Origin of the sequence: Pseudomonas sp. ICBG1301, from assembly GCF_016918385.1 — a bacterium.
GTDB lineage: Bacteria > Pseudomonadota > Gammaproteobacteria > Pseudomonadales > Pseudomonadaceae > Aquipseudomonas > Aquipseudomonas palleroniana.
This window is the reverse complement of sequence record NZ_JAEKGB010000001.1, coordinates 394,644-407,569: the sequence shown is the minus strand read 5'-3', so window position 1 is coordinate 407,569 and position 12,926 is coordinate 394,644. Positions and strand designations below refer to the sequence as shown.

The 12,926-nt window shown below is 65.0% G+C and carries 1 protein-coding gene; it reads right to left on the bottom strand.

What is annotated here, in order from left to right:
- Positions 1–7: 7 nt before the first annotated feature.
- On the bottom strand, positions 8–12,895 hold the full coding sequence (locus JBE38_RS01855; RefSeq protein ID WP_205343427.1) for a non-ribosomal peptide synthetase: 12,888 nt from the start codon (positions 12,893–12,895) through the stop codon (positions 8–10).
- Positions 12,896–12,926 lie beyond the last annotated feature (31 nt).

Here is a 12,926-nt window from a genome sequence, read left to right as displayed (position 1 = left end):
ATGAAGATTAAAGCCCCTCCAACTCTGCCATCAGATCACTCAACCGATCCACCTTCTCGGCACTGATCTCATTGGCCGCCAACCCGTCGATATACTCAGCCAACTCCGCCACCGTGCTGCACTCGAACATCGCCCGCAGCGGCACATCGCGCTGCAAGGTCTTCTGCACCCGCGAGGCAATCTGCGTGGCCAGCAATGAATGCCCGCCCAGTTCGAAGAAGTTGTCCTGCACCCCCACCCGCTCAACCTTGAGGACCTCGGCCCAAATCCCGGCCAGGGTCGTTTCCAGTGCGTTGCGCGGTGCCAGGTAGTCCTGGCTGTGCAACTGGCCGATGTCCAGCGCCGGCAGGGCCTTGCGGTCGAGTTTACCGTTGGCGTTGAGCGGCAGGCGGTCGAGCCAGAGCCAGTGCAGCGGCACCATGTATTCCGGCAGTTCGGCGCGCAGGCGCTGCTTGATGCGGTCCAAGCGCTCGCTGGGGTTGAGGCTTTCGTCAGCCGCCACCAGATAGCCGACCAGATGCTTGCCGTTGACGCCCTCCTGCACGCCGACGGCCGCGTCGCGCACTTCGGGTTGCTCATGCAGGCGGGCTTCGATTTCACCCAGTTCGATGCGGTAGCCGCGAATTTTCACTTGATGGTCGATACGCCCGACGTACTCCAGCACGCCGTCACTGCGACGGCGCGCCAGGTCGCCGGTGCGGTACAGCCGCTCGCCCGGTGCGCCGAACGGGTTCGGCACAAATACCGGGGCCGTACGCAGCGGATCGCTGACATAACCGCGCCCGACCCCCGTACCCGCCACGCACAACTCACCGACCGCGCCCTGCGGCACCAACTCCAGTGCACCATCCAGCAGGTACAAACGATTGTTGTCGGTCGGCGTGCCTATCGGTAGATAGGTGCCACGGGTCGACGCCAGGTCGACGCGGAAAAACGCTACGTCATCCGAACACTCCGCCGGGCCATAGGCGTTCACCAGCGCAATCTCGGGATAACGCTGCAACCACTGGTGCGCGAGCTCCGGTGGCATCGCTTCGCCGGTCGGCAGCATCCAGCGCAGGCCGTCGAGGCTGATGCGATCCTGGGCGAGCATGCCCTGGATCAGTGACGGCACGCTCTCCAACACCGTGATGCCTTGCGCCTGGACATGCTCCAGCAAACCTTGCGGATCATGGGCCAGCGCGTTCGGCACGATGTCCACCCGTGCGCCAAAAAGCGGCGCGGTGAGGAACTGCCACACGGAAATATCAAAGCTTTGCGAGGCAGTCTGGGCGATCACGTCCGCCTCACTCAGTTGCAGGTACGGCACCTTGCTCAACTGGTTATTGAGCATGCCGCGCTGTTCGACCATCACGCCTTTGGGCAGGCCTGTGGAACCTGAGGTGTAGATCACATACGCGAGGTTGTCCGGGCCGCTGTAGACGCCTGGGTTTTCTCCACGGCCCGGTACGTCCTCCCATACCAGCAACGCGCAATCGGTGCCCTCCAGCAGTTCGATGGCCAGTTCGCGACACGCCTCGGTGCACACCAGCAGCGGTGTGCGGCTCAAGTCGATAATGCTGCGCAGACGCTGGCCCGGCAGCCCGGGGTCCAGCGGCAGGTAACCGGCACCGGCCTTGAAGCTGCCGATGATCATGCCCAGCAGGTCGAGGCTGCGTTCGGCCAGCAACGCCACCGGTTGATCCAGGCCGACACCCGCCGCGATCAGCGCGTGCCCCAAGCCATTGCCGCGACGGTTCAACTCGGCATAGGTCCAGCGCTGCGCCAGGCAACTGGCGACAATGCGTTGGGGATAAGCAGCCACCTGTTCTTCAAACAGTTCGATATAGCTGCGCTCCAGCGGGTAAGCCTGCTCGCTCTGGTTGCAGCCTTCCACCAGGAACTCGCGCTCTTGCGCGCCGATCAGGGGCAACTCGGCCATGTCGCCATGGAAGCCCTGCACCAGCGCCAGCAGCAGGCGCTTGAACTCGCCGAGCATGCCTTGCACGGTGGTTTCATCGAAATAACGCTGGTCATAGGACAGGTGCAAACCGAGGTCATCGCCGGGGTAGCACACAGCGGTCAGCGGGAAGTTGGTGTGGGTGCGACCGGAGTCCGACGTGGCGTTCAGGCTTTGCGCATGATCGAGCACCGAGACTTCCACCGGGGCGTTTTCGAACACGAACAGGCTGTCGAACAGCGGCTGGCCCTTGGGCAGCTCGCTGTATTCCTGGATCGTCACCAGCGGCAAGTACTCGTACTCACGCAGTTGCATGTTGCTGTCGAGCAGGCCGCTCAACCACTGGCGCACGCTGCAAGGCTGGTCGTCCTCGGGCAGTTTCACGCGCAACGCGATGCTGTTGATGAACAGGCCGACGGTGCGTTGCATCTGCGGCATATCCACCGGGCGGCCGGCCACGGTGACGCCGAACAGCACGTCACGCTCGCCGCTCAGGCGCCGCAACACCAAGGCCCATGCCGCCTGGGCGAAGGTATTGACGGTGAGTTGGTGGGCCTGGGCCAGTTCGCGCAATTGCGCGCCGTCGCGAGTCTCCAGGCGGGTGTAGCAATCGCCGACCACCATGCCGCCGCTGTGGCCCGCGTGTTCACGCAGGAAGGGGCGGTCGCTGGGGATCGGCGTGGTGCGTTCGAACCCCTGCAGATTCTGTTGCCACCACTGGCGCGCCTCATTGAGATTCTGGCGTTGCAGCCAGGCAATGTAGTCGCGGTAGCGCGGTGGCGTCGCCAGTTGCGCGTCGCGGTGCTCGCCCAAGGCCGTATAGATCTCGAAGAAGTCATTCATCAACAGCGAACGGCACCAGGCATCGATGAGGATGTGATGGTTGCTCATCATGAACCAGTAGCGCGCCTCACCCACGCGGATCAGGCGCAGGTGGAACGGCGCCTGGTTGAGCAGATCGAAACCGGCTTCGCGTTCGGCCTTGAGCAAGGCTTGCAGGCGCGGCTCCTGTTGCTCTTCGGCATCGTGGCTCCAGTCCAGGTATTCAATCGGTGTGCTGCCCGGCTTGTGGATCACTTGCAGCATGTCTTCGCCGACATTCCAGCAGAACGACGCACGCAAGGCTTCGTGACGGGCGATCACCGCCTGCCAGGCCTGGGCAAAACGCTGCGGGTCCAGCGCGCTGTTGATACGGTAGCGGTCCTGCATGTAGTAGAGACCGGTGCCCGGCTCCAGCAGGGTGTGCAGCAACAGGCCCTCCTGCATCGGCGTCAGCGGGTAGACATCCTCGATGGCGTTGGCCGGCACCGGCAAGCCATCCAGTTGCGCCTGGGTCAGGTGTGCCAGGGGGAAGTCGGACGGCGTGAGGCCGCCGGCATCGTCCTTGAGGCAGTGCGCGATCAGGCTTTGCAATTCGGCCAGGTAGCCTTCGGCCAATTCGCGGATGGTCTGGCGGTCGTGACGCTCGCGGCTGAAGGTCCAGCGCAGCACCAGTTCCCCACCATACACCTGGCTGTCGACGCTCAACAGGTTGGGCAGCGGCGCGTCCGGGTCATGGGCAACACCTGCCGACTCGTCCAGCGGGTGGAACAGTGCATCGGCACCAAAGCTCTGGTCGAACTGGCCGAGGTAGTTGAAGGTGATCTCGGCGCTCGGCAGCGCAGCCATGGCCTGCTTGCACAGGTCGTCCGCCAGGTAGCGCAGCACGCCGTAACCCAGACCTTTGTGCGGCACACCGCGCAGTTGCTCTTTGATGGCCTTGATTGAAGCACCCGGCTCCTCAAGTGGCGTCAGGCGCAACGGATAGGCACTGGTGAACCAACCGACACTGCGGGTCAGGTCGATCTCATCGAACAGGCTTTCGCGGCCGTGGCCCTCCAGCTGGATCAGCGCCGAGGCGTGGCCGCTCCAGCGGCACAGCACGCGGGCCAGGGCGGTCAGCAACAGGTCGTTGACCTGGGTGCGGTAGGCGCTCGGGGCCTGTTGCAGCAATTGAAGCGTGTGCTCGGCATCCAGGCGCACACTGACGGTCTCGGCATCGCGATTACGCAGCGAGCCGTGTGCACGATCCACCGGCAACGCCACCTCCGGGCCTGCCAGCCGGGCCTGCCAGGTGCCCAGTTCTTCACGCAACGATTCGCTGCCGGCATACGCTTGCAGGCGTGCCGCCCAATCCCTTAGCGCACTGGTCTTGGCCGGCAGGCTGACGGACTGGCCATCGCTCAGTTGGCGATAGACCGTTTGCAGGTCTTCAAGCACGACGCGCCACGACACGCCATCCACCACCAGGTGGTGAATCGCGATCAGCAGGCGCTGTTGACCTTGCGGACCATCCACCAGCAAGGCACGCAGCAGCGGCCCATGGGCCAGGTCGAGGCTGCGCTGGGTGTCGGTGAACAGCGCCGTGCATTGGTCCCTATCACGCACGTGCGCCTGCATCAGTACGCCGCCTTCGGGCACCGCCAAGTGCTCGGCGTGCCATTGGGCATCGCGCTCGGTGAAGCTCAGGCGCAGGGCATCGTGGTGTTCCAGTACCGCCAACAGCGCTTGCTCCAGGCGGTGCGGATCGAGCAATTGCTGCGGCGCAAGCAACAACGCCTGGTTCCAGTGCTGGCGATTGGGGATATCGGTATCGAAGAACCAGTGCTGGATCGGCGTGAGCCCGGAACTGCCGGTCAAGACGCCCTGCTCCGCCTTGACCTGCTGCGAACGCGTGGCGATGGCGGCCAGGGTGCGGACCGTCTGATGCTGGAACAGGTCGCGAGGGCTGAAATGAATGCCCGCCTGCCGCGCACGGCTCACCACCTGGATCGACAGGATCGAATCGCCGCCCAGCTCGAAGAAGTTATCGTCCAGCCCGACCTGTTGCACGTTCAATACCGCGCACCAGATCGCCGCCAGGGTTTGCTCCAGCTCGCTGCGCGGCGCGACATACTGTTGGCGGTTGGCCTCCGGGTCCGGTTGCGGCAAGGCCCGACGGTCGAGCTTGCCATTGGCGGTCAACGGCATGCTGTCGAGCACGATCAGGTGCGCGGGCACCATGTAGTCCGGCAATTGCGCCTTGAGGTGAGCCTTGAGCGCGTCACGCAAGCTGGCGTGCTCGGCGTCACTGGCCAGATACGCCACCAGTTGCTTGCCGCTCGGCGAATCCAGCGCCAGCACCACGGCTTCGCGCACGGCCTCGTGCTCCAGCAGGCGGGTTTCGATCTCGCCCAGCTCGATGCGAAAGCCGCGCACCTTGACCTGATGGTCGATACGCCCCAGATACTCCACCTCGCCATCGGCGCGTTGGCGTACCAGGTCACCCGTGCGATACAGGCGGCCACCACGGCCAGCAAACGGATCGGCCACAAACCGCTCCGCCGTCATGCCCGCGCGCTGGTGGTACCCCAGGGCCAGGCCGGCACCGCCGACGTACAACTCGCCCGTCGCACCTTGCGGCACCAGGGCCAGGTCGGCGTCGAGAATGTACGCCAGGCGGTCACCGATGATGCTGCCGATCGGCACACTGCCGGCGCCCGCCTCCAACTGCTGCGGCGCCAGGCTGGCCAGCGGCATCACCACGGTTTCGGTCGGGCCATAGGCGTTGAAGAACACCTGCGGCTGGAACGCCGCCCGAATGCGCTGCAAGTGCTCGCCAGTGAGCGCCTCGCCGCCGGTGATGCACATGCGCACCGGCAAGGTCTGCTGCTGGGTGGCCAGCCATTGCGCCAACTGGCTGCCGTAACTCGGCGTGAAGCCCAGGATGTTGATGCGATGGGTGCGGATCAGCGCGCAGATTTCCTCGGCGTCCCACTGGCCCTGGGCGCGCAACACCACCTGTGCACCGCTGAGCAGCGGCACCAGCAGACGCTCGGTGGCGGCGTCGAAGTTGATCGAATAGAAGTGCAGCTCACAATCATCCGCACGCATCCCGAAACGCTCGATCACCGCCTGGCAATGCATGGCGATTTCACCATGGCACACCACCACGCCTTTGGGCTTGCCGGTGGAGCCGGAGGTGTAGATCAGGTACGCCTGATGCTGTGGCAGGTTGAGCAATGGCGGCTCGGTCGCCGGATAGTTGGCCAGTACCGGCAGGTCCTCTTCCAGGCACCAGCACGCCAGCGTGGCCGGCAACTCGCCAAGGGCTTCGAACATCGCCGCATCACTGAGCAACAGGCCAATGCCGCTGTCTTCGATCATGTAGTGCAAACGGTCGAGCGGGTATTCCGGGTCCAGCGGCACATAGGCGCCGCCGGCCTTGAGAATCGCCAGCAGGCCGATGACCATTTCCAGCGAGCGCGGCAGCGCCAGGCCCACGCGCACCTGCGGGCCGACACCGCGCTCGCGCAGCATCCAGGCCAGGCGATTGGCGCGTTCGTCCAGTTCGCGGTAGCTGAGGGTCACCCCGGCAAAGGTCAACGCGGGCGCATCGCCCCGCTTCGCCGCTTGCTGGCTGAACAGCGTGTGGAGGCACTGGTCGAGACGATGTTCACCCGCCGCAACGCCCAGGCTGTGCTGCAATGCACGTTGCTCAGCAGCGCTGAGCAGCGGCAGTTCGCTGAGGCGTTGTTGCGGATCGCCGATCAAGGCTTCCAGCAGGTTGCGCCAATGCTCGGCCATGCGCGCGATACGCGGCTCGTCGAACAGGTCGGTGCTGTAGGTCAGGCAGCAACCCAGGCGCTGGTCGAGGTCGGTGACTTCCAGGTTCAAGTCAAACTTGGTGGCGCGGGCATCGTTGGCCAGGTACTCGACGGTCATGCCGGCCAGTTGGCGGCTTTGCTGGAACTCCCAGCGCTGCACGTTGCACATCACCTGGAACAACGGGTTGTACGCCGCGCTACGCGTAGGTTGCAGGGCTTCCACCAGATGGTCGAACGGCAGGTCCTGGTGAGACTGGCCCTCGATCACCGTATGGCGAACCTGCTCGAACAACTCGCCGACACGCATCTGCCCGTCGAGTTGGCAACGCAAGACTTGGGTGTTGAGGAACGCACCGATCAGCCCTTCGCTTTCCGGGCGGATACGGTTGGCCACCGGCGCGCCGATGCGCAGGTCGGTCTGGCCGCTGTAGCGGTAAAGCAACACGGCCAGGGTGGCGGTCATGGTCATGAACAGGGTCAGGCCGCGCTCGGCATTGAAGGCACGCACGCGAGCGGCCAACGCATCGCTCAGGTCGAAGCGGTACAACTCGCCCTGGTGGCTTTGCACCGGTGGCCGTGGACGGTCGGCGGGCAGTTCGAGCAAGGGGTGCTCATGGCCCAGTTGCGCCGTCCAGTAATCCAGTTGACGCTGGCGCTCACCGGACTCCAGCCACTGGCGCTGCCAGACGCTGTAGTCCAGGTATTGCACCGGCAACGGCGCCAGCGGCGAATCGCGCTCGTCGATGAAAGCTTCATAGAGCGCGCTGAGTTCACGGGCGAAGATGTCCATGGCCCAGCCTTCGGTGACGATGTGGTGCAGGGTCAGCACCAGGTAGTGTTCCTGCTCACCGGCCTTGACCAGGCAGGCACGCAGCAACGGCCCGGTTTCCAGGTTGAAGGGCGTGTGGGCTTCATGCTCGGCCAGCTGTTGCAGGCGTTGCTGGCAATCGGCTGGAGCGAGTGCCGAGAAATCCCGCCAGTCCATGCGCAGGCCGGTCTGGCGCGAGACCTTCTGATACGCCACGCCATCGACACTCGGGAAGGTGGTGCGCAGGGTTTCATGGCGCATGATCAGGGCTTGCAACGCCGCCTCGAAACGCCCCACATCCAGCACACCGCGCAGGCGCGCCATGCCGCCGACGTTGTAGGCCGGGCTGTCCGGTTCCATCTGCCAGAGGAACCACATGCGTTGCTGGGAATAGGACAACGGCACCGGCACGCTGCGGTCGACCCGGGCGATGGGGGCTTGCTGGTTGCGATGGCCCGCCGCCTGGATCAGCCCGACCTGCTCGGCGAAAGCACCCAACTCGCTGGCTTCGAACAAGGTGCGCAGCGGCAGTTCGACGTCACACGCCTGGCGGGTGCGGGAAATGATTTGCGTGGCCAGCAACGAATGCCCGCCGAGGGCGAAAAAGTCATCGCGCAGGCCGACACGGGGCAGGCCCAGCACCTCGCGCCAGATCGCTGCAATCTGCTGCTGCAACGGGGTCTCGGGCTCGATGTGTTCACGCAGCTGCCACACCGGCTCCGGCAGCGCACGCCGGTCGACTTTACCGCTGGGGCTCAGCGGCAGGGCATCCAGGCGCATCAGCAGCGCAGGCACCATGTATTCCGGCAGCTCGGCGGCCAGGGCGGTTTTCACGGCCTGCTCGTCCAGCCCGGCCGGCGCGGTGTAGTAACCGATCAGCTTGGCCTCACGCACCAGCACCACGGCCTGGGCAATGCCCTCTTGGGCCAGCAGGCGCGCTTCGATTTCTTCAGGCTCCACACGGAAGCCGCGCAGTTTGACCTGTTGATCAAGACGCCCCAGGTATTCCAGCACACCGTCGGCGCTCCAGCGGGCGCGGTCACCGGTGCGATACAGGCGCGTGCCGTGCTGGTCTGCGACAAAACGCTCAGCCGTCAACCCGGCGCGGCCGAGGTAACCCCGCGCCAGGCCGATACCACCGATGCACAACTCACCCGGCACACCCAATGGCACCGGGTTGAATTGCTCGTCCAACACGCGGCAGATCACGTTGCCCAAGGGTCGGCCAATCGGCGAGCGCTCGCCGTCTGCCACATGGCAGTGCCAATGGGTGACGTTGATCGCGGTTTCGGTCGGGCCATAACGGTTGTGCAATTGCACGGCCGCCCATTGCGCCAGCACCCGGTTGCGCAGTTCGGCAGGCAACGCCTCTCCCCCGGAAAACACGCGACGCAGGCTGGTGCATTCACGCGCCAGGGGCTCGTCGATAAACAGCTGCAACAGCGCCGGCACAAAGTGCAGCGTGGTCACGCCGTGCGCTTGCACCAATTTTGCGATGCGCTGCGGGTCGCGATGTTCGCCGGGGCCGGCCAACACCAGCCGGCAACCGGTGATCAACGGCCAGAAGCATTCCCACACCGACACGTCGAAACTGATCGGCGCCTTTTGCATCAGCACGTCGGTTTCATCCAGGCAATAGGTGGCCTGCATCCACTGCAAGCGCTCGGCCAGGGCCGCATGGGTATTGCCCACGCCTTTGGGCTGGCCGGTGGAGCCGGAGGTGTAGATCACATAGGCGAGGTTGTCGCCGTTGAGGTGCAAGCCCGGCGCCTGGCTCGGCCAGCTGTCGAGGTGCAGGCTGTCCATGGCGATCACGCACACGCCGTCGGCCGCCGGGAGTTGCTCGAGCAAGGCGGTCTGGGTCAGCAGCAGTTCGACGCCGCTGTCGTTGAGCATGTAGGCCAGGCGCTCGGCGGGGTAATCCGGGTCCAGCGGCACATAGGCGCCGCCGGCCTTGATGATCGCCAACAGGCCGATCAGCAACTGCGGCGAACGCTCGGCGGCGATGGCCACGCACACATCCGGGCCAACGCCTTTGTCACGCAGGTAATGCGCCAGGCGGTTGGCCTGGTTGTGCAGTTGGGCGAAGCTCAGGCTGCCGTCCTGCCAGACCAGCGCGGTGTTGTCCGAAGCCTGCTGGCTGAACAACTCGGGCAGCCAGCGGGTGGCCGGCGCGCACGGCGCCTCACTCCAGGGAGCCTGCTCGTTGGTCTGCATCAGCGTCAGCTCACCAATGGCCCGCTGCGGCTGCTCGCACACCGCGTGCAGCAGGTTGATGAAGTGCTCGGCCAAGCGCTGGACGGTGCGGCTTTCGAACAGCTCATCGGCATAGTCGAACGACAGGCTCAGGCGCCCGTTGCGGTCTTCTTCGCTATGCAGTTGCAGGTCGAACTTGGCTTCGCGACTGTGCCACGGCAACTCATCGGCCAACATCCCCGGCAAGCGGCGCAAAGCGCCCAGGTCACGTTGCTGATGGTTGAACATCACTTGAAACAGCCCTTGCTCACGGGCTTGCGGGAAGGCTTCGAGCAACTGCTCGAAGGGCAGATCCTGATGGGCCTGGGCCCCCAGCACGGTGTCGCGAGTGGCGGCTAATAGCTGGTCGAACGGCAGGCGCCCCTCCAGCTCGGCGCGCAGCACCAGGGTGTTGATGAAAAAACCGATCAAGCCCTGGGTTTCCTGGCGCGGGCGGTTGGCATTCGGCACACCGATACGGATATCGCGCTGGCCGCTGTAGCGGTGCAGCAGGCTTTGGAACGCCGCCAGCAACAGCATGAACGGCGTCGACTCGTGGGCCTGGGCGGTCTGGCGAATCGCTTCGCTGAGGCCCGCGCTCAGGCGCACGCTATGGCGCGAGGCGCTGTGACGCTGCTGCGCGGAGCGCGGATGGTCGGTGGCCAGGCTCAGGGCCGGGTGCTCCTCGCCCAACTGCGCCCGCCAGTACGCCAGTTGCCGCTGGCCTTCGCCCTCGGCCAACCATTGGCGCTGCCAACTGCCGTAGTCGGCGTATTGCAGGGCCAGCGGCGGTAGCTCAAGGGGTTGGCCCTGAGTGGCGGCGGCATACAAGCGGGAGAATTCGTCGATCAGGATGTTCAGTGACCAACCGTCGGCGATGATGTGGTGCAAGGTCACCAGCAAATGGTGATCTTCATCGTCCAGGCGCACCAGGGTCACCCGCAGCAGCGGGCCTTTCTCCAGGTCGAACGGCGCGCGCGCCTGGTCTTCACGAATCTGTTGGGCACGGGATTCACGCTCGGCAACCGGCAGGTCGCTGAGGTCGATCCGTTGCAGGTCGAACTCGGGGCTTTTGTCGACACGCTGGAACGCCTGGCCGTCACGCTCGTAAAAGCGTGTACGCAGGGCTTCGTGGCGCTGGACCAGTTGCGCAAAACTGCTGCGCACCGCGTCTTCATCCAGCTCGCCACGCAAGCGCAGCCCACCGGGAATGGTGTAGGCGCTGCTGTGGGGGTCCAACTGCCAGGTGATCCACAGGCGGTTTTGCGCCAGGGATTGGGGCAACTCGTCCTGACGTGACAGGGCGTGAATCGCGCCTTGGGCAACGCCACCGTCCTGTTGCAATTGCGCGACGGCGATGGCAAACGCCGACAGGGTCGGCGCTTCGAACAGCAGGCGCAGGCTCAGTTCCAGGCCCAGGGCTTCACGCAAGCGCGCCACCACCTGGGTAGCGGTAATGGAGTTGCCGCCGAGTAGAAAGAAATGATCATCCGCCGCGACCGTGTCGACCTGCAACTGCTCGCACCAGATCGCTGCGATCTGCTGTTGCAACGGCGACTCCAGCGCCGCATCACTGGTCTGGGCTTGCACCTCGGGGAACTGCGCATAGCGGTCGAGGCTGCCATCGGCGTGGCGAAGCGCGCACGCCGCACGCTGCAACTTGCCGCTGGAGGTCTTCGGCAAGGCGCCGGGGTTGAGCAGCAGCACCACGCTCGGGGCTTCCTGGCAGGCTTCGGCCACGGCTTGGCGGATGGCCTTGATCAGCGCCTCGGGCGCCAGGATTTTCTGCACGCTGCGGCTGATTTCAGCGGCGATGCCGATGCCCTCCAGGCCCTGATGCTGCACCGCAAATGCAGCGACCCGGCCCTTGCGTATGCCTTGCACTTCGCGCTCGAGGGTTTGCTCGATGTCCTGGGGATACAGGTTGTGGCCGCGCACGATCAGCAGATCCTTGAGCCGGCCGGTGATGTACACCTCACCGTCGCGAATAAAGCCCAGGTCGCCGGTGCGCAGCCAGGTACGGCCGGCCTGTTGCACAAACGTCTTGGCGGTGGCTTCGGGGTTGCGCCAGTAACCGTGGGCGATGCTCGGCCCGGTGGCCCAAAGTTCGCCGACGTGGTTATCGGCTAACGCCTTGAGCGTGTGCGGGTCAGCGATCTGCACCGCATGTTCCGGTTGGCTGGTGCCGCAACTCATGATCGCACTGCCCTGCCCTGGCTCAGCGCGGTTGGCGGCCAGGGCCTGTTCGTCCATGCGCATGGCCGGGATGCCCTGCCCTCGCGTGCCGCCGGCGACAAACAAGGTCGCCTCGGCCAAGCCGTAAGAAGCAAAGAAATGGTTTGAAGAGAAACCGCACGCCGCGAACTTCTCAGCAAAGCGCTCCAAGGTGTCGAGGCGGATCGGCTCGGAACCCGAGTACGCCACGCGCCAGCGGCTCAAATCCAGGCGCTCCAGGGCTGACTCGCTGACTCGCTCGCTGCACAGTCGATAGGCGAAATCCGGCCCGCCACTGATGGTGCCGCCGTATTCGCTGATCGCTTCCAGCCAGCGCAATGGCCGCGCGAGGAAATAGGCCGGCGCCATCAATACACAGGGCACGCCGCTGAAAATCGGTTGCAGCAGCCCACCGATCAGGCCCATGTCGTGGTACAGCGGCAGCCAGCTGACAATCACGTCATCCGGGTTCAGGTCGATACCAAACCCGCGCCGGATCAGCACTTCGTTGGCCACCAGGTTTCCGTGGCTGACTTGCACGCCCTTGGGCAACGCCGTGGAGCCGGAGGTGTATTGCAGGAAAGCGATGTCGTCAGCCTGCAATTCAGGCTCGATCCAGCCGTCGGCGACCGCGCTATCCAGGTTGTCGACGCTCAACACCGGCGGCGCATTCTCGATCCGGGCCAGGCCGTCGGCGAGGCTGGCGATGGTCAGCAGCAGGCGCGGCTCGGCATCCTTGATGATCGACAGCAAGCGTTCCTGGTGATGCCGGCGCGTGGACTCCGGCGGGTAGGCCGGCACCGCGATCACCCCGGCGTACAGGCAACCGAAGAACGCCGCGACGTAATCCGGGCCGCTGGGGAACAACAGCACCGCACGCTCACCCAGTGCCGCATTGGCTTGCAAGGCGGCGGCGATGGTGCGGGCACGTTGGTCCAGGTCACGGTAACTGAGCACTACGTTGTGCTCGGCGGATTCGGCGAGGAAGCGCAGGGCGACCTGGTCCGGGGTCTGCGCGGCGCGACGTTGAAGGGACTGGACCAGGGTGCGGGGAAGTTCGAAGGCGTCCATCATGGGGTTCCTGCCTGAAATCGGCTTACGGGAA

Coding starts and splice junctions, on each gene's coding strand:
- JBE38_RS01855 (WP_205343427.1), bottom strand. CDS start 12,895: ATGATGGACGCCTTCGAACTTCCCCGCACCCTGGTCCAGTCCCTTCAA.